A 17,712-nucleotide genomic window follows, 5' to 3' on the forward strand; every position below is an offset into this window, starting at 1 on the left:
CCTTGCTTTCTGCTCCCTTCTCTTTGCGCAACCTTACCGCTGCGACTGGCAGGTTGTTGCCACTGGTGGTGGTGAACTGGCAGGAACTTACCGCTGTGGTGCAACCATCGGTCAGACCGCAACCGGAATCCTCTCTGGTGAAAATCTCCTTGCCTACATCGGCTTCTGGTGTCCTGAGGTTGTTACCGGGATAGATGAGAAAGAGCCTTTCCGCTGGGAGATGAGCACCATCAAGGAGACCAGGCTCTATCCGCCCTTTCCCAACCCCTTTACCCGCACCATCCAGATTCGCTACACCCTCAACACCGAACGGCAAACCCTCATCCAGGTCTGTGACATCTCCGGCAGGGTGATAAAAACCCTCTTGAACTCAAATCAGAACCCGGGCAGATACACCCTTTTCTGGGACGCTAAGGACAGCAGAGGCAGAACTGTTGCCAGTGGTGTTTACATCTGCCGCTTCCTTGCTGGTGACTACCAGCGCAACACCAAACTCATCCTCCAGCGCTGAAATACCTTTCCTTTTTCAAGGGGCGGAGAATTCCGCCCCTTTTTATTAACTCAGTGAATATACCCAACGACCTTAGTTGAAATTGGCTCTCAGAAACCTAAAAATTGACCAGATTTTAAGCTGTTAATGGTTAAAAAATAAGAATCTTTACAAAATCCAGATTTGAAGTAATATTTTTCTATGAATCTCCAAAGAAGCTTTGCGGGGCGCTGCCTTGGTTCTAACAAGGCGTTTTTAGCCGTTTTACCTCTGGTGTTATCCCTGGGATTGACGGTATGTTTTCTACCATCCTGCGGACGCCGAGCGGCTTTGATAGATGCTGCCAGTGAAGGGGATTTGGATAAGGTAAAGGCACTGATAAAGAAGGGTGTGGATGTTAATGTCAAAGACAATTATGGCTGGACACCTTTGATGGAGGCGACCGCAGAAGGGCACCTGGATGTAGCAAAGTTTCTTGTTGAGCAGGGCGCTGATGTCAACGCCAGAAATAAAATTGGTGCCACCGCCTTGATGTGGGCTGCAAGTATGGGGAGGCTTTATATGGTGAAGTATCTAATTGAGCAGGGCGCCGATATTAATGTTCGGGATAATTACGGCAGAACTGCCCTGATGGAGGCGGCATATTTCGGTCATTCCTATGTGGTGAAGTTCCTTGTTGAGCAGGGCGCTGATATCCACGCTGTTGATAAACAGGGCAGGACCGCGCTCAGGGATGCGCTTGATGAGGGACATTTAGATATTGCGGCATATCTGAAAAAGGTAGGGGCGGAAGAATAAGATTCAAAAAACAACCTCGCCCCTATCGCTGAGGAACAAATGAGTGGTGTTTTCCTTTACTTTTTTGTTAACGGTGAGATTTCCCGCAGCCGTTTCACCACTTTATCTAAGACCTCTATGGTGTAGTCTATTTCCTCTTCGGTGTTCTCCTCACCTAAAGAGAAACGGACAACCGAGTTGCGAAAGATTTCTGGCACACCTATCGCCTTGACTGTGGGTGATGGCTCGGGTTCACCAGAGGCGCAGGCAGAGCCAGAGGCAACCGCGATGCCTTCAAGGTCTAAATTTAATAGGAGCGCCTCGCCTTCAACATAGGCGATGCCGAAGTGGCTGGTGTTGGGTAGGCGCTTTTCGGGGTGACCATTGAGCCGAACATCCGGAATCCGCTCCAGGATGCCCTTTTCCAGCCGGTCCCTCAATAACCGCACCTTCTTTGCACCGACTTGCCACTCACTTTTCAGGATCTCGCAGGCTTTGCCCATGCCAACAATGCCAATAACATTTTCTGTGCCCGCACGCAAGCCTCTCTGGTGATGTCCCCCATGAATCAATGGGTCAATCGGGGTGCCTTCTCGAATGTAAAGAACCCCTACACCCTTGGGCGCATGAATCTTGTGTCCGGAGATAGTTAAAAGGTCAACACCCAGTTCCTCAACATCAAGTGGTATCTTGCCCGCAGCACAAACCGCATCGGTATGGAAAGGAACTCCTTGCTCGTGGCAAACGGCAGCAATCTCTTTTACCGGTTCAATCGTGCCGATTTCGTTGTTGGCAAGCATAACGCTCACAAGTGCGGTCTCCTTGGTTATCGCCCTTTTGACATCTTCGGGGTCAACAAGTCCATAAGAGTCAACCGGTAGGTATGTCACCTTCCAGGCGGTACCGGCAAGGTATTGGGCGCTGGCGAGAACCGAAGAATGTTCAATCGGGGTGGTGATGATGTGCCTTCCCTTAGAAAGCATCTGTGCAACCGCAACGCCTTTAATCGCCCAGTTATTTGCCTCGGTGCCGCCGCTGGTGAAAAAGATTTCTTCGGGCTTGGCGTTCAGGAATGCGGCAACCTGCTCCCTTGCCTTTGCCAGCCCTTCGGCACACTCCCTGCCAAAATAGTGCAGATTGGAGGGGTTGCCAAAAATCTCGGTTAAATAGGGCTCAATCGCCTTTTTGACCCTGGGGTCAATCCGGGTTGTGGAGTTGTTGTCCAGATAGACACGCATCTTCATTCTTCTTCTCCTTTTCTATTTTTTCTTTTTTCTCTCTGGCACCAGAGATGATTTCATAGATAAAAATCAAGATAACGCCAACGACGATGAAGGCGTCGGCAAGGTTAAAAGTAAACCAGCGGAAACGAAGCGGGCGGATTTCAAAGTCAAGAAAGTCAATCACATAACCCAGCCGGAAACGGTCAATCAGATTGCCCAACGCACCACCAAGGATAATTCCATAGGCGCAGCCAAGAAAGGTGCTTTTGGTCCTTAAACCGAAAAAGAGAACAAGGATGATGCCGACACACTGAAGGATGAGATGGGCAACCGGTGAGCCAAAGCCAATGCCAAATACGCCGTGGGGGTTGGTCGTGAAAGAGATTTTTAGGATGCTGCCGATAAGTGGAACACTGTTACTTGCTCCCGGTTTATTGAACATCCCGTAAACAATGGTTTTGGTTAACTGGTCAAGAAACAGGGCAGCGATACTCGTCCAGACAAATGAGCGGCGTAATGCAGCAGACATCAGGTCTTAGACTCTGCGCACGGCTCGAGGAGAGGAAAGGAACCGGCGCTGAAGAAGATGGTAAATAATTGTGAATTGTTTGCCATTTCCATCGCTCTTTATGTAAAAATCATATTAAATATCTTGGGAATGTCAAAGAAATAACCGGCAGATTCTACTTGACCAGTAATATGGTTTTGGCACAGTTAATTTAGGAATGGCTTCATATATCTGTAGAGGGGTAGGTTTAATAGTTGTTCTTTTCACTTTCGGGCAAAGTGGCTGGCTGCCGATAGACTCAATCACCAACCGCCAAAACAAGAGCGATGTAACCTGCAATAACAACGCCAGGAGTGTGGTTGCGGACCCCTTTGGAAACATTCATATCGTCTGGCGCGGTCAGGCACCGGACACCTGGCAGGTCTGGTATTCGTTCTGGGATGCGCAGACCCGCCAGTGGTCAGAGGACACAGTAATTTCCGCAGACCAGAACAAGGCTGGAGACCCGGCAATCGCCTGCGACTCCAGCGGTAACATCTATGTTGCCTGGATTACAAGAGGGGTGTTGAAACTGAAAAGGCGGGATGCGGTGACGAATGTTTGGCTGCCAGCAGAGAGTTTGGTTGGCAATCATTATGACAGTGCGGTTTCAATCGCCATTGACCGTAATGGAGTTCAACATTTGACCTGGGTGAGGCTGTTGAGTATTAATGCACCGATTCTTTATGTTCCCCATGATACCGGCTGGGGCAGAATTGAAACGGTCAGTGTAATTGCGCAACCGCAGATTAACTTTCCTTCAATTGCCTCTACACCCGAGGGTGATTTAATGGTTGTCTGGCGCGAATGGAGATACCCTTACTTTATTGTTCTTGCAAGGCGGAGAATAGGTGGGGTCTGGACAGAGATAGAAACTGTTTACAATCAAAGAAATAGTATGTCTCCCTGCGTATGCTGGTCTGAATTTGATTCCACCTTCAATGTGATTTGGGTCGTTGATTATGGAAATGATAGGTGGGGTATATTGTTTCGGGCAAGAGGTTCCTCAGGTTGGGGAGATACCTTGCGTTTGAGCGATTCGCTAAGAGATAAAAAAGGACCGAGTATAGTAGTGGATGAGGCTGGCGAACTTCACACAGCCTGGAGCACGGTAGATACAACACAAAACCGTTTCTGGCAGATATGTTGCCGGAAAAGGTCAAGAACAGGTCAATGGGGAGAAATGCAAGTGCTAACCGAGGGAGGAAATAAGTGTGAGCGGGTGTCAATCGCAGCCCAAAGCGGCAGGGTTCAGGTTGCATGGACTGAAGTAATAAGAAGCTCTCCTTTACTTACTGCGGTTCGCCTGCGTCGGTATGAAAAGATTCACGATGTCGGGGTTATGAGAATTGAGCAGCCCGGAGATACTGTTGATTCAGCAGCAATAATTTCTCCTGCTGTCTGGGTTAAAAATTATGGCGATTTTCCTGAATCGTCTGTGAAAACCTATTTTCATATAGGGGATTCGGTAAGGTTTTGGGAAATTGAGACCATCTCAGCGGGTGAATCTACGATGGTTGTTTTTGATTCTTTGCCTGTTTCTTGGCGAGGGTTAATGGCAATTACCTGTTCTGTAAGTGTTTGGGGTGACATTAATCGTGTAAATGATATTTTGAGGAAGAACATTTTTGTGCGCGTGCAGGATGTTATGCTGGAGGAAATCCTTGCACCACCTGGCAGGGTCGGAGCAGGGTTTATCCGCCCAAGGATTAGGGTGAAGAATTGTGGCAATGTCTTGGCGAGATTCGTGGCAAGTTGCTCCATTTTTACTGCCAGTCAACAGATACTTGTTCATAACGATTCGATTGGGATAACCTTAGGTGCTGGTGTTAGTCGGGACACCGGTTTTAGGGGGTGGGATGCGGAACCTGATAGTTATGTTATGCGCGTCCGCATTTCACTTACCGGTGATATGCATCCGGAGAATGATACCGCAAGTGAGGTGTTTTGGGTGTTAAACCGGGATTTCGGGGTGAGTAAGATTATTTACCCTGTTGGGGTCGTGGATTCCGGGCAGGGCGAGTGTCCGAAAGCGCTAATCAAGAACTATGGCGAGACTGCCGAGAGCGTAAGGGTGAGGATGAAGATTGGAGAAGGATACATTGATTTCAATACTGTCTGGCTGGAACCTGGTGATTCGGTTATAGATACTTTTAATCTATGGGAGGCGTCGTCTCGGGGCAATAATGTGGTGAGTTGTTCAACAACGCTTGCCGGTGATAGAAACCCTAATAATAACAGGGCGATTGAGACAGTTTTTGTGCGGGTGCGTGATGCGGGTGTGGATTCAATTATAAAACCGGGTGAAATCATCAGCCGCGGTGAACTTGAGCCTGAGGTAATAATTAAAAACTTTGGGAATGTATCAGCAGATATTAGCGCCTATTTTAAGATTGTGGATAAAAGTGGCACCGAGAGATACCTTGATTCAGTTTTTTTGAGAGTTGGACCAGAAAGGGATTCGCTGATTAAATTTCGCTCTTGGCAGGCATCAAGCGGTAGTTATCTCGCCACATCCTGGACATATCTTGATGGTGATATGCGAGCGGATAACGATTCGGCAAGGAGGGTATTTTCTGTTGAGTCCCTTAAAGGACCTTGGCAGGAGTTGCTTTCCATTCCCAGAGGAGCAAAAAATAGACCGGTCAGGGCTGGTGGGTGTCTTGTTAGCAGCAACGATGCAATTTATGCCTTGAAGGGTGGTGGCTGCCCAGAGTTCTGGAGATATGAGCCGGTAAATGACACTTGGATAGAACTTGCGCCAATGCCTCTTGGGCAGAGCGGTAAAAAGCCCAAAGCCGGTGCCGCAATGTGCTGGGATAGAGGAAATTTCATCTATGCGCTTAAAGGAAGGAACACAAGGGAGTTCTGGGTATATGATATCGCTGGTGACTCATGGATTTCTCTTGCAGGGTTGCCGGAATATACCAGAGGTGTCCGTTTCGGTTCAGGGCTTGTTTTTTGGGGCGATAAGGTTTTCTGTCTTAAGGGCAGCGGCACCAATGACCTTCTTGTCTACTGGGTCAGAGAGAATGAGTGGCACGCGCGCAGACCTGTGCCCAGGGGTGTTTTTGATAAGCCGGTGAAAAGGGGCAGCGGATTGGTAAATATTGGTGAAAGGCTCTTCTGTCTTAAAGGTGGAACAAATGAGTTTTACGAGTATCTTCCTAACAAGGACACCTGGCGCATTTGTGCCCCGCTACCTTTTGGCAGGGGGATAAAGAGGTGCCGGGAAGGGGCAGCGCTTGCTGGTGATGGCTCTCAATATATCTATGCCTTTAAGGGCGGACGGACAAATGAGTTCTGGCGGTATGATGTCCTTTCAGACTCCTGGGAGCAGTTGGAGGATATTCCGCTTGGTCTTTCCTGGCGCAGGGTTGGTCCTGGTGGTGCGCTTGCATTCTGTAACGGTAAGGTGTTTGCCCTGAAAGGCGGTGGTTCAAGGCAGTTCTGGTGTTATGAAGACGAAAGATGGCAGACCGGGGAAGGAGGCTTCGGTCTTCGGTCATCGGTCCTCAGCCCCTCCCATCCTCGGTCTTCGGTCCAACCCTCAACCTCAACCTTGGCCTTAACCTCAACATATTCCATCTTTGATGTGAGCGGGCGCATCCGCAGGCAAAGCCGGCTTGAACCAGGTGTCTATTTTATAATTGGAGAGAAAGGGGCAAGAGGCGCAAAGGCGAAAAAACTGATAGTTTACCAAAGGGCTTTAAAATAAAATCAAGGTCAGGTGGGTCGGGCTGCGTCAAAAACCAATTAGGGGATAGTCCCCCGTCAAAATTTGTCCTTAGGTTAAGTTGCGAAATTGCGAGAGATAGGTCAAAATATCAGGGGCGGGTTTTGTGTATTTTTATATAAACTTAAATTAAATGGAGGTGGTGAGTTTTAGCAAATGTTCGCCGGTAGCCACATTGACCTCGGTAATGGCGAAGTGGCTGTCATTGATTGTTAAGATATTAAATGAGGGATAAGACCTTCCTTTCAATCGCCGGGAGGTGGCGGTCCCACCGGTGATAAGCCAGGTTTTTTCAATGTGCCATATCCAGGGCAGGTGTTTGTGACCTGAGAGGACAATCCTGACATCAAGGTCAACGCACAGTTTCAGAACATCACCGGCATCGGTGGGGATGTGGCGTTCCCGACCGGTTCCAGGGATGGGGACGAGATGGTGATGCATTGTCAGGATTTTTATCCGCTTGGGGTCGTTGAGCCGGCTGGTAATTAATGGATAGTTGGACCTGCCGATATGACCGTCATCAATGTCAGGCTGGCTGGAGTCCACGCCGAGTATCAACAACCTTTCATCTTGATAAAACGGGTAGCGGGTGCCAAATATCTCCTCAAAGATTGTGTAGCCCTCGTTACGGGCATCGTGATTTCCCGGCACGATTAGTTTGCTTTCCACCTGAAATGATTTCAAGTAATGCATCACCTGGTCATATTCATGGACATGACCTTCTGTTGTCAAATCACCGCTGATAACAAGTAGGTCCGGTTGGATTGAGTTGACCATCTCCACAACCCTTGCGCCCCATTCAGGGACAAAATAGCCACCACCAAGATGGAGGTCAGAGAGATGCACAATGTTAAACTTTTTACTCATTGGGTAATTGGCAGGATAAGGGTGAATTTTGAACCGATACCCGGCGTGCTCTCCACCTTGACCTCGCCTTTATGAAGCGCGGCGATGTGTTTCACAATCGCCAAGCCCAGACCGGTCCCACCGCTCTCCCGGGAACGGGCGCGGTCAACAACATAGAACCGCTCAAAGATGTGGGGCAGATGCTCCTTGGTGATGCCGATGCCGGTGTCCTGAACCAAAAGGTGCAATTGGTTGTTGATGGGTGCAATTGCGATTGTGATTGTCCCCTTTTCGGTGTAACGCACCGCATTGTCCAAAAGGTTGATTAACGCCTGCTCAAGATAGAGCCGGTCACCTTTAACTTTGGGGGGGTGTTTGGGTAACTGCAGGTTGAGTTCCAGCCCCTTCCTTTTGATGGTTGGTTCAAAAAGGGGTAGAACATCATTGACAATCCGGTTGATATCAACTTCGGTAAGTTCCAAAACGCTGTTAGGGGTTTCAACCCGGGACAGGGTTAATAGATCACTGACAATCTTGATAAGCCGGTCGGTATGCCGCTTGACCACCTCCAGATAACGCCGGTTATTCTCGTCAACGGTCTCCTCCATAGTTTCCAGATAGCCCTTTATTGCGGTTAGCGGGGTGCGCAGTTCATGCGAGACATTGAGGATTAAATCCCTTTTCAGCTGTGCTGCCCGAACAATCTCAGTGATATCACTGAGGGTAATTACCCTTTCCCCGGCATCAGCCCAGGTGGCGTTGAGGAGAAAGGTCCTGTCCTTAATGGTTATTTCTGTTGTTAACGACCGGCTTTCGCTGGTTAAACCGCTCAGGATTGATGGTAACTGCGGGTGACGAATCACCTCCCAGTAGAACTTTCCCTCGACCTCGCTGGTATCAGCAACCCCTTGAAAACTGGGGTTGGCGATGAGGATCCTGCCACTTGGGTCAAGGACAAAAAGGGCATCATGAAGTGAATTGAGTATGGCGGTAAGCCAGCCCTTTTTCTGCTCAAGGTCAAGGGTCTTTTCTTTAATCTTTTCACCCATCTCCTGGAATTTTACTGCGAGTTGGTTGAGTTCCTGATACCGGGCAGGGGTGAATCGAACAGCCAATTCGCCCTGAGAGATCCGGGTACAGGCGGTTTGGATTTCATTGATTTGTGTTTTTATGGAATTGTAAACAAAATAGGCGCTGATGAGCGCCAGGGCAATTGCTATGAGAGCGGTCAGGGCGATTAGGAACAGAAGGTTGGGAATGGTGCGATAAGAAGGAATGAAAAGAAGGATGAGCAAAAGTAATAGGGGGATGAGGGCGGGTATGATTGTTAATCTCAGGATACCGAGGAAAAGCGTTCGCCTCATATTAATTTTAGCGGGTCAGGCTTCAATCTTATAACCAACACCGCGGATGTTACGGATTAGATTCCCTGCCTTCCCTAACTTGGCGCGCAAATGTTTTATGTGCACATCGACGGTGCGGTCAAGAACCGCCTTCTCCTCCCCCCAGAGTTCATCCAGTATCTGATTGCGGGTAAAAACCCAGCCAGGCCTTTTTGCCAAAATCAAGAGCAGGCGGAACTCGGTTGTGGTCAGGTCTATCCTTTTACCGTCAACCTCCACCTCGTGACGCTGAGGGTCAATTTTTACTATACCACCCAGGGTGATTTTCTCATCGGCAAGGGACATTTCCTGCCGGCGGAGAACGCTTTTTACCCGGGCAACAAGCTCACGCGCTGAGAAGGGCTTGGTTACATAGTCATCCGCGCCCAGTTCCAGACCAATGACCCGGTCGGTTTCCTCGCCCCGGGCGGTGAGCATTATTATGGGAATCGCCCTGGTCCGCGGCTCACTTTTTAGGAGGCGGCAGATGTCAAGTCCATCAACATCGGGCAGCATCAGGTCAAGGATGACAAGGTCAGGGAGTTGGTTTTCCAAAAAGTGATAGAAATCCCGGGCGTTGGTAAATGTCTCGGTTCTGAATCCGTTCCGGTTAAGATTGATGGCAACCAGCTCCAGGATATCTGGTTCATCATCAACAATGGCGATAAGCCGCGGTGGTTTGTTAGGTGGCGGGCTCGCCCCTGCCATGTTTGATAACCTCACCGGTGGTGGCGTAGATGACATCTTCAGAGATGTTGGTGGCGAGGTCCGCGATGCGCTCGAGGTTGAGGGAGATCAGCATCAGTTTTAACGCCCGGTCAATGGTAGTGGCATCAGAGGTCATATAGGTGATGAGTTCACGATTAATCTGGTCCTTGAGGGAATCAACCACCGAGTCACGGGTGCAGACATCACGGGCAAGAAGGGGATCACCCCGGGTAAATGCGTCAAGGCTATCGTGAAGCATACCCCTCGTCTGTTCCGCCATGCGCGGGAGGTCGATTAACGGTTTCACCGGCGGTCTCGGGATGAGAAAAAGCGCCGCCTCGGCGATATTGACCGCGTGGTCACCGATACGCTCGAGGTCATTGTTGATTTTGATGACCATTGTGATGGTGCGGAGATTAGAGGCTTCGGGCTGATAAAGGGCGATGAGGTTAATCGCAAAATCCTCAATCTCAATCTCCAGTTGATTTACCGCCTCCTCAGTATCGTTTATGACCTTCTCTGCCAGAGATGAATTCCGCTTGATCAACGCCTGGATGCTACCCTCAACCATTCCCTCCACCTGGGCAGCCATTGCCAAAAGTTTTTCCTTAAGTTCGGTAACCTTTTGTTCAAGAATCGTCATAGTTTCTCCTGATGTAAATATAGCAAATTTTTAAAAATTGACAAGTATTGTTATCATCCGAATTTACCACCAAGGAACTCCTCGGTCCGTTTGTCGCGTGGGGTGGTGAAGACCTTTTCAGTCCGGTCAAACTCCACCAGTTCACCGAGCATAACAAAGGCGCAGAAGTCAGAAACCCGTGCCGCCTGCTGCATATTGTGGGTGACGATGACAATCGTGTAGTCCTTTTTCAGTTGGACGATCAGTTCCTCCAGCCGGGCGGTAGAATGGGGGTCAAGTGCTGATGCCGGTTCGTCAAGGAGGATGATTTCCGGTTCAACCGCCAGGCAGCGGGCAAGGCAGAGCCGCTGCTGCTGACCGCCGGAAAGGGAAAAGGCGTTGTCGTGGAGCCGGTCTTTCACCTCATCCCAGAGGTTTGCCTGGCGTAAAGCGGTTTCAACCCTATTACGGATTTCGCATCCCTGGGCGAGGCGATGGATTTTTATTCCGAAGGCGATGTTCTCAAATATTGATTTCGGGAACGGGTTTGGCTTCTGAAACACCATCCCGACCTTCTTGCGGAGTTGAATGACATCGGTTTCAGGAGCGAAGATGTTTTCGCCGTCTATCAAAATTCTCCCGTTGATACGGGTCTCAGCAATCAGGTCGTTCATACGATTTATACAACGGAGCAGGGTTGATTTACCGCAGCCAGATGGACCCATTATCGCTGTCACCGCATTGGGCGGGATGGTGAGGGAGATGTCTTTCAGGACATGGTTTTTGCCAAACCAGAGGTTAAGGTTCTGGATATCTATTGTGCCTTTTGCCATTTTTCATCCCCCTTAGACCTGCCATTTATTCGCAGCGGCAACGCGCATGCGGATGAGGAAGGCGATGGCGTCAAATACCAGTACCAGGATTAGGAGCACGAGCGCGGTTCCAAAGGCGATTGGTCTCACCTTGATTAACTGGTCGTGCTGGGTGGTCAGCGCGAAGAGGTGATAGGGAAGCGCCATAAATTTGTGGAGTGGGGTTTTAGGAAGTTCGCGGGTGAAGTAGGTGACACCGGTAAAGAGAATAGGCGCGGTTTCGCCGATTGTGCGGGCAAAGGCAAGGAGGACCCCTGTAAGGATGCCGGGAAAGGCGAAGGGTAGGACATTGTGCCTGATTGCCTCCCATTTTGTTGCGCCCACCGCCAACGCCCCTTCTCGAAAAGAGCCAGGGATTGCAGTGATTGTCTCCTCGGCGGTAGCAATAATCCAGGGTAGATTAAGCAGACCGAGGGTCAGACCTGAGGCAAGGGCAGAAAGTCCAATGTTGAGACCGCGCACAAAAAGTGCCACCCCAAAAAGACCGTAGACAATTGAAGGGATGCCGGCAAGGGAACGAATAGAGGAACGAATTGCCCGGGTTAGAAGGTTATTTGGGGCATATTCTGCGAGATAGATGGCAGAAAAAACTCCCATTGGTATTGAAAATATTAGTGAGATGAAGGTAATATAAAGTGTGCCGACGATGCAGGGCATAATACCGCCCGCGGTCATTCCCTTTGTCGGTGGCTGAGTTAGAAATTCCCAGGAGAGGACATTGATGCCGTTACTGAACAGATAAAACACCATATAGCCGATAAAGACTATGAATAAAAAGAGAGGCAACGCCAAAACCAAGAAGCCCACATTACTGACAAAATATTTCCGGCGCAGGCGTTCGGGTTGAGGTGCTATCGTCATAGGGTGAAACTTTTCTTTTCCCGCTTGATTAGGGATTCGGCGATGAGGTTGGTGCCCAGCGCAATTAAAAACAGTATGAAGCCTAAGGCAAAGAGGGCAAAGAAGTGGATAGAGTTGAAACTGGATTCGCCCAGTTCTATGGCGATGGTGGTGGTGATGGTTCTGACCGGGTCAAAGAGCGACTTAGGGATGATAGGCGCATTGCCCGCCACCATTAAAACCGCCATCGTCTCACCAATCGCCCTGCCAAATCCCAAGAGAACCGCAGCCAGGATTCCGGAACGGGCAGCAGGCAGGATGATTCTGATTGCGGTTGTCCAGGGTGAGGCGCCAAGCGCATAGGCGGCTTCACGGTAGGAGTGAGGCACAACCCGCATCGCATCTTCAGATACCGAGATGATTGTTGGCAATGACATTAGTGCTAAGAGGAGACTGGCGTTGAGGATATTAAGACCCGAAGGGACATTGAAAAGCCGGGAAATAAATGGTCCAAGGACAACAAGACCAAAGAAGCCAATAACCACCGACGGGAAGCCGGCAAAGAGTTCTACAACCATTTTCACGCCCACCCGGAGACCGCCTTTGAGCCTTTCGGCAATGAAGACGGCACCGGCAATACCAAGCGGGATTGAAATAACAAGGGCGATGATGGTGGTAATGAGGCTGCCAAGAAATAGAGGGACAATTCCATATCTGGGTTGACCATAGGCGTCCGGGTTCCAAGATGTGCCGAAGAGGAACTCCTGCACCCTTATCGGCTGGGATGACAGGTCATCAGGTTGAGTATCCCTTGGCGGTATAAACGCCCGTACCCCGTAGGTGAAGAGAAAGAGAAGAATCCCCAGTAAAACCGAGGCGGCAAGAACAGCGGTAAGAGAGAAGGCTATCCGGACACCCTTGTCGGTCGCCTTCCGCAGTTTCATCCTTCAGTTCAGCTGTTAACCTATTGTAGAACCTGGTTGTTGCGCTGAATGTAGTTTTCGCTTACCGGGACAAACCCTTCTTCTTCAACTATTTTCTGCCCTTCTGGGCTGAGTTCAAAAAGGATGAAGTCGCGGACAACCCCCTTGGGTTTGCCATTGAGGTAATGGTAGAGGGGACGGGTGAGGGGGTATTTGCCACTTTTCACATCTGCCTCATCAGTCGGAGAGACATAGGATTCGCCCGCTTTCCTGGCAATTGCCACCGGCTTGATGCCCTCAATGTTACGGATATAGCCTAACCCGACATAGCCGATACCACCTTCATCAGCCTTAACCCCTTCAACAATCTGGGAATTACCATTCATCTGGCGCATAATGGGTGCGTATTCACCCTTTACCACCTCATCACGGAAGAAGACAAAGGTGCCCGAGTTGGGCTGCCTGCCATAAAGGACGATTTTCTTGTTCGGACCGCCGAGTTGATTCCAGTTGGTGATTTCACCACGGTAGATGGCACCGATTTGTTGCAGGGTTAATTTGTTAACCGGGTTTTTGCTGTTAACAATTACCGATAAACCATCAAGCGCAATGACGATTTCAACTGGATTCACGCCGTTAGCCCGTGCCGAGGATATTTCCTTTGATTTAATACCCCGGGAGGCGTTGGCGATATCCACCTCGCGATTGATAATGGCGTTGATCCCGACACCGGAACCGCCGCCGGTAACTGAGACGGTGACATCAGGACGAACAGCCGAAAACGCCTCACCAAGACGCTGGGTTAGATTAAGCATCGTGTCCGAACCTTTGATGATGATTTCGGCACCGAAGAGAATGGTGCCGAGCAGAGCTATAATGGTTATGATTTTTTTCATTTTTCCTCCTTTTTATAACTGTGGCTTTGCAACAATTGTGCTCCACTCAAACCGCACCTGAGCGAGGAGCACATCGGTGGGCTTGATATCGCTGTTTTTGGGCTGGGTTCTTATCCAGGCAAACTGAAACTCCAGACCAGGCTTACCCTTCTCCCGGCGGATGAAGTGGTAGTTGAAGCCCCCGCCATAGCGGATAAAACTTTTGTCCTTGTTAAGTTCCATTGCATCTCCATGCTCTTCTTTGCGGTTCCACATTGAAAACCGCCCAAAGATTTCCACCTTTCTGCCCGGAATGGTGACAATCGGTAATACATCCAGACCCGCCATTTGGTATTTCTTGGTTTTTTCCACAAGTGTTGAGTCAATTATCTGACCGGCGCTATCGCGGTTGATTTTGTAATAACTGAACCAGCGGGTGTAGTTGTAGCCGATGTATTCAAGAGTTACAGATATTGGACCATACGCCAGTTTTGCCATCGGCGCAAAACCAAGGCGGTTTTTATTACTGGTGTCGGCATTCATATAATAGATGTCAGTACCAACAGTGGTTCTCCCTTTTTTGTCATTTTTATATGGGGACTCGTCGCGGGCATTGGTGAACACGGAAGCGCCGATGGTAATACCGGCAAGAGGGGTAAGACGCAGATTACCAAGTAGTTCTGGCGAGGTGTTGACATACTTCCCAGCATATTTATACCCTTCACCGTTATATACTCCCAGTTGCAGTTCGCCAAGACCTGAGGGGAGAAAGCCGTTGATGGTGACTCCGTAATCCGCAGAGGCACATACGCTCTGGTCATCGGCAAGCGATTTCTCCGGATGGGTATAATCCCAGGAATATATTAAACCGAAATAGTGTTTCTGCAGACCGGCAGTGAGATTGAGGTCTTTGATTAAAGGAAGCGCGAGGTCCGCATAGGCTTCTTTTAAGCGGACAGTTGCACCCTCTGGGTACTTATCGGATGAGAAAATATCTACTGTCATTTTGGTAAAGAAGGGCGGGGACCACCGGTGGGAAAGACGGATGTAACCGCGCTCAAGTGCGAAGCGACTGACGCTTGGTTGGGTCAGTTTTAAGCCCGAGGACTGGTTAGTATAGCGATACCAGCCGTTGTGCTCAAACTCGGTTTCGCCCGGTTCAAGGGCAAATATGGTTGTGGCGGCTAATGCCACTGCGAAGATGACAAAGATTCGTTTATGCAACTTTTACTCCTTTCGTTTGTTTGTGCAAGCTTGTTACTTTCATTGGGAATGAGGATACAAGAGCAGTGTTAAGTGGTTATAAATTTTTTGTTAAGTTTTTGTTAAGCGTTTAAGAGGTTTTTGGCAAAAAGGTCGGTTGTGCGTAAGTTAATATAAATGAAGGTGTTAGCCGTAGCGACCGGAAATGTAATTCTCGGTTTCCGGGTTATGAGGACTGGTGAAAATCTGTGTGGTTGTTCCAAATTCTATTAGTTTACCCAAAAGCATAAAACCGGTGAAGTCAGAGACGCGAGCAGCCTGCTGCATATTGTGGGTGACGATAATTATTGTATATTTTTGTTTGAGTTGCCGTAAGAGTTCTTCAATGTGCAGGGTGGCAATGGGGTCAAGTGCAGAGCAGGGTTCGTCCAAAAGTAGAATTTCAGGTTGGACTGCGAGCATTCGGGCGATACAGAGGCGCTGGCGTTGTTCATCTGTAAGGGTGAGGGCATTTTTATTGAGATTGTCTTTTAGTTCATCCCACATTTTGACCGCTCTTAGGCTCTGTTCAACAATCTCCGCAAGATGCTCTCTTTTATTAATGCCATGGAGGCGGGGTCCATAGGCGATGTTGTCAAATATGGAAAGTGGAAAGGCGTTGGGGCGCTGGAAAACCATTCCGACCCGCTTGCGCAACTCGAGGACATTCAAGGAGTAGATGTTTCTGCCGTCAAGGAGTATTTCACCTTTAATCCGCGCACCTTCAATCAATTCGTTCATCCGGTTGAGACTCCTCAGCAAGGTAGATTTGCCACACCCAGATGGTCCGATTATGGCGGTAATGGCGCAGGGAGGAAAGCCGATGCTCACATCAATTACCGCTTGGAAGTTGCCATAAAAGACGGACAGGTTTCTGGTCAGGAGTTTGACCGGTTTAGCCGATTCTGCCAGAGACATAGTCGTCAGTACGTTTGTCCTTTGGGTTAGTAAAAATCCTTTCGGTTGCTCCCAGTTCCACCAGTTCACCATTGAAAAAGAAGGCGGTGCGGTCCGAGACCCGTGCCGCCTGTTTCACATTGTTGGTAACAAGAATGAAGGTGTAGCGGTTTTTGAGTTCGCGCATCGCCTGTTCAATCTGGGCGGTGGAGATGGGGTCAAGTCCAGAGCAGGGTTCGTCCATCATTACGACCTCGGGCTCAACGGCAAGGGTGCGGGCGATGCAGAGACGCTGCTGTTGTCCTCCAGAAAGCCGTAAGGCAGATGTAAAGAGCCTGTCCTTTACTTCGTCCCAAAGGAAGGCGGCACGAAGGCTCTTTTCAACGATTTCGGCAAGGGTACGCATATTGCGGACGCCTTTCAAGCGTGGTCCGTAGGCAATATTGTCAAAGATTGTTCCGGGCAGGGGTACAGGAGTGGCAAAGATTAAACCCACTTTCCGGCGCAGGGTATCGATGCCCCATTGCCCCACATCCTTGCCATCAAGTAAAAGATTGCCTGTGCGGATAAATTCGGGCTGATTTTCAATCAGGCGGTTGATTGCCCTTAAAAAGGTGGTTTTACCAGAATGGGCAGGACCGATGATGGCAAGAATTTCCTGGTTAAGAACCGTTAGGTTAATATTTTTGAGGACGGGTTTCTTATTGACAGTTACATTGAGATTCTGGGCAATTATCTTTTCTTGCATCTATCGCAGCCTCCTGGTAAGACGGAACATCATGATATAGGCAAAGGCGTTAATAATGAGGATGGAAAGGATCAGAAGAAAGGCGGTACCATAGGCGCGCTCCATTGAAATGCCCTCACGGGCAAGGATGTAAAAGTGAACCGCCATTGTCCGTGCCGGGTCAAGGACCGTTTTGGGTAGTCGAAGCGAAGAGCCGGCTGTAAAGATGACTGCAGCGGTTTCAGCAACGCTTCTGCCCAGCCCGAGGATAACCCCGGTGAGAATCCCAGGTAGGGCATTGGGGAGAACAACGCGCATAATTGTCTGGGACCTGGTGCCGCCTAATGAGTAACTGACTTCGCGCAGTTGATAGGGAACGGCACGAATTGCCTCCTCACTGGTGCGGATAATAGTAGGAAGAATCATCACCGCCAGGGTGAGGCTGCCAGCAAGAATTGACCAGCCCATTTTCAGCCGGATGACAAACAGGATGAACCCGAAAAGCCCGAAGATAATTGAAGGGACACCGGCAAGGGCATCAGCGCCAAAGCGGATTATCTTGGTAAGAAGTGATTCGCGAGTATATTCAGTCAGATAGACCGCGGTGCCGACTCCAAGGGGTGTGGCAACGAGGATGGCAAGGATGGCGAGATAAAGGGTGGCGATAATTGTTGGGAAAATACCCCCTTCCTTACCCATCCTTTCTGGCAGGGAGAAAAGAAATTCGGGCGTAATGACCCGGGCGCCTTTGGCAGTAATATAGCCGATGATAGAAAAAAGAATGACCAGTGTGAACAAAGTGAGGAGGGCTAAAAGAAGCCAAATCAGACGCTGGATTATTAGTGGACGGGAAATCATCGCTTTTCCCTCATTGTTAGGAGTGCAATGGTATTAAGGATGGCAATGATGACAAATAGAATCACGCCGGTGGCAAACAAAGCCCGCTGGTGGTCCCCACTCGCATAACCCATCTCAAGGGCGATGTTTGAAGTGAGGGTGCGTACC

General features: G+C 49.4%; 18 protein-coding genes. 3 read left to right on the top strand and 15 right to left on the bottom strand.

Annotation, left to right across the window (positions count from 1 at the left end):
• Positions 1 to 511 (top strand): T9SS type A sorting domain-containing protein (locus ABIK47_06085; GenBank protein MEO0020187.1); only part of this gene is annotated, 511 nt, incomplete at its 5' end.
• Between the two features lie 180 nt (positions 512 to 691).
• Positions 692 to 1,288, top strand: coding sequence for an ankyrin repeat domain-containing protein (locus ABIK47_06090; GenBank protein ID MEO0020188.1), 597 nt, complete (start codon positions 692 to 694; stop codon positions 1,286 to 1,288).
• A 56-nt stretch (positions 1,289 to 1,344) separates the two neighbouring features.
• Here ABIK47_06090 and ABIK47_06095 read toward each other — a convergent pair whose 3' ends face one another.
• Positions 1,345 to 2,511 carry an IscS subfamily cysteine desulfurase gene (locus ABIK47_06095; GenBank protein MEO0020189.1) on the bottom strand — a complete coding sequence of 389 codons (1,167 nt, stop codon included), beginning with the start codon at positions 2,509 to 2,511 and terminating at the stop codon, positions 1,345 to 1,347.
• Positions 2,465 to 3,019 (bottom strand): signal peptidase II, encoded by a 555-nt coding sequence (gene lspA, locus ABIK47_06100; protein ID MEO0020190.1) that lies wholly within the window; start codon positions 3,017 to 3,019, stop codon positions 2,465 to 2,467. The genes ABIK47_06095 and lspA overlap by 47 nt, the downstream gene beginning before the upstream one ends.
• A gap of 196 nt (positions 3,020 to 3,215) precedes the next feature.
• On the opposite strand from lspA, the gene ABIK47_06105 reads away from it, so the two are divergent.
• A complete protein-coding gene (locus ABIK47_06105) occupies positions 3,216 to 6,755 on the top strand; it encodes a hypothetical protein (GenBank protein MEO0020191.1) in 3,540 nt (1,179 codons plus the stop codon).
• 147 nt (positions 6,756 to 6,902) lie between these two features.
• Here the strand turns inward: ABIK47_06105 and ABIK47_06110 are convergent, their stop codons facing one another.
• The 13 genes from ABIK47_06110 to ABIK47_06170 all read right to left on the bottom strand — a co-directional run.
• Positions 6,903 to 7,640 carry a metallophosphoesterase family protein gene (locus ABIK47_06110; protein MEO0020192.1) on the bottom strand — a complete coding sequence of 246 codons (738 nt, stop codon included), beginning with the start codon at positions 7,638 to 7,640 and terminating at the stop codon, positions 6,903 to 6,905.
• Positions 7,637 to 8,983, bottom strand: a complete 1,347-nt coding sequence (locus ABIK47_06115; protein MEO0020193.1) for an ATP-binding protein — start codon at positions 8,981 to 8,983, stop codon at positions 7,637 to 7,639. The genes ABIK47_06110 and ABIK47_06115 overlap by 4 nt, the downstream gene beginning before the upstream one ends.
• A gap of 15 nt (positions 8,984 to 8,998) precedes the next feature.
• Positions 8,999 to 9,724: a response regulator gene (locus tag ABIK47_06120; GenBank protein ID MEO0020194.1), complete on the bottom strand. Its 726-nt coding sequence runs from the start codon at positions 9,722 to 9,724 to the stop codon at positions 8,999 to 9,001.
• On the bottom strand, positions 9,684 to 10,352 hold the full coding sequence (phoU, locus tag ABIK47_06125; protein ID MEO0020195.1) for a phosphate signaling complex protein PhoU: 669 nt from the start codon (positions 10,350 to 10,352) through the stop codon (positions 9,684 to 9,686). The genes ABIK47_06120 and phoU overlap by 41 nt, the downstream gene beginning before the upstream one ends.
• Before the next feature lie 53 nt (positions 10,353 to 10,405).
• Positions 10,406 to 11,164 carry a phosphate ABC transporter ATP-binding protein PstB gene (gene pstB, locus ABIK47_06130; protein ID MEO0020196.1) on the bottom strand — a complete coding sequence of 253 codons (759 nt, stop codon included), beginning with the start codon at positions 11,162 to 11,164 and terminating at the stop codon, positions 10,406 to 10,408.
• A 12-nt stretch (positions 11,165 to 11,176) separates the two neighbouring features.
• Positions 11,177 to 12,064: a phosphate ABC transporter permease PstA gene (pstA, locus tag ABIK47_06135; protein MEO0020197.1), complete on the bottom strand. Its 888-nt coding sequence runs from the start codon at positions 12,062 to 12,064 to the stop codon at positions 11,177 to 11,179.
• Complete coding sequence (pstC, locus tag ABIK47_06140; protein MEO0020198.1) at positions 12,061 to 12,987, bottom strand: phosphate ABC transporter permease subunit PstC; 927 nt, start codon at positions 12,985 to 12,987, stop codon at positions 12,061 to 12,063. Before pstC ends, pstA (ABIK47_06135) begins: the two co-directional genes overlap by 4 nt.
• 20 nt (positions 12,988 to 13,007) lie before the next feature.
• Positions 13,008 to 13,862 carry a PstS family phosphate ABC transporter substrate-binding protein gene (locus ABIK47_06145; protein ID MEO0020199.1) on the bottom strand — a complete coding sequence of 285 codons (855 nt, stop codon included), beginning with the start codon at positions 13,860 to 13,862 and terminating at the stop codon, positions 13,008 to 13,010.
• Positions 13,863 to 13,874: 12 nt separating this feature from the next.
• The gene (locus ABIK47_06150; protein MEO0020200.1) at positions 13,875 to 15,065 is read right to left on the bottom strand and encodes a hypothetical protein; all 1,191 of its coding nucleotides are present in this window, start codon (positions 15,063 to 15,065) and stop codon (positions 13,875 to 13,877) included.
• 165 nt (positions 15,066 to 15,230) lie between these two features.
• Complete coding sequence (gene pstB, locus ABIK47_06155) at positions 15,231 to 16,001, bottom strand: phosphate ABC transporter ATP-binding protein PstB (GenBank protein MEO0020201.1); 771 nt, start codon at positions 15,999 to 16,001, stop codon at positions 15,231 to 15,233.
• Positions 15,979 to 16,728, bottom strand: coding sequence for a phosphate ABC transporter ATP-binding protein (locus tag ABIK47_06160; GenBank protein MEO0020202.1), 750 nt, complete (start codon positions 16,726 to 16,728; stop codon positions 15,979 to 15,981). The genes pstB (ABIK47_06155) and ABIK47_06160 overlap by 23 nt, the downstream gene beginning before the upstream one ends.
• A complete protein-coding gene (pstA, locus tag ABIK47_06165) occupies positions 16,729 to 17,565 on the bottom strand; it encodes a phosphate ABC transporter permease PstA (protein ID MEO0020203.1) in 837 nt (278 codons plus the stop codon).
• Positions 17,562 to 17,712 (bottom strand): phosphate ABC transporter permease subunit PstC (locus ABIK47_06170; GenBank protein ID MEO0020204.1); only part of this gene is annotated, 151 nt, incomplete at its 5' end. The genes ABIK47_06170 and pstA (ABIK47_06165), both read right to left, overlap by 4 nt.

The organism is candidate division WOR-3 bacterium (assembly GCA_039801245.1).
In the GTDB taxonomy this organism is placed as follows: Bacteria; Hydrothermota; Tepidihabitantia; order Tepidihabitantales; family Tepidihabitantaceae; genus JAOABP01.

Excerpts from the sequence above, each read along its gene's own strand:
- pstA (MEO0020197.1), bottom strand. The coding sequence starts at position 12,064 with ATGACGATAGCACCTCAACCCGAACGCCTGCGCCGGAAATATTTTGTC.
- ABIK47_06090 (MEO0020188.1), top strand. The coding sequence starts at position 692 with ATGAATCTCCAAAGAAGCTTTGCGGGGCGCTGCCTTGGTTCTAACAAG.
- ABIK47_06160 (MEO0020202.1), bottom strand. The coding sequence starts at position 16,728 with ATGCAAGAAAAGATAATTGCCCAGAATCTCAATGTAACTGTCAATAAG.
- ABIK47_06095 (MEO0020189.1), bottom strand. The coding sequence starts at position 2,511 with ATGAAGATGCGTGTCTATCTGGACAACAACTCCACAACCCGGATTGAC.
- pstA (MEO0020203.1), bottom strand. The coding sequence starts at position 17,565 with ATGATTTCCCGTCCACTAATAATCCAGCGTCTGATTTGGCTTCTTTTA.
- ABIK47_06110 (MEO0020192.1), bottom strand. The coding sequence starts at position 7,640 with ATGAGTAAAAAGTTTAACATTGTGCATCTCTCTGACCTCCATCTTGGT.
- pstB (MEO0020196.1), bottom strand. The coding sequence starts at position 11,164 with ATGGCAAAAGGCACAATAGATATCCAGAACCTTAACCTCTGGTTTGGC.
- pstC (MEO0020198.1), bottom strand. The coding sequence starts at position 12,987 with ATGAAACTGCGGAAGGCGACCGACAAGGGTGTCCGGATAGCCTTCTCT.
- pstB (MEO0020201.1), bottom strand. The coding sequence starts at position 16,001 with ATGTCTCTGGCAGAATCGGCTAAACCGGTCAAACTCCTGACCAGAAAC.
- phoU (MEO0020195.1), bottom strand. The coding sequence starts at position 10,352 with ATGACGATTCTTGAACAAAAGGTTACCGAACTTAAGGAAAAACTTTTG.
- ABIK47_06105 (MEO0020191.1), top strand. The coding sequence starts at position 3,216 with ATGGCTTCATATATCTGTAGAGGGGTAGGTTTAATAGTTGTTCTTTTC.
- ABIK47_06115 (MEO0020193.1), bottom strand. The coding sequence starts at position 8,983 with ATGAGGCGAACGCTTTTCCTCGGTATCCTGAGATTAACAATCATACCC.
- lspA (MEO0020190.1), bottom strand. The coding sequence starts at position 3,019 with ATGTCTGCTGCATTACGCCGCTCATTTGTCTGGACGAGTATCGCTGCC.
- ABIK47_06145 (MEO0020199.1), bottom strand. The coding sequence starts at position 13,862 with ATGAAAAAAATCATAACCATTATAGCTCTGCTCGGCACCATTCTCTTC.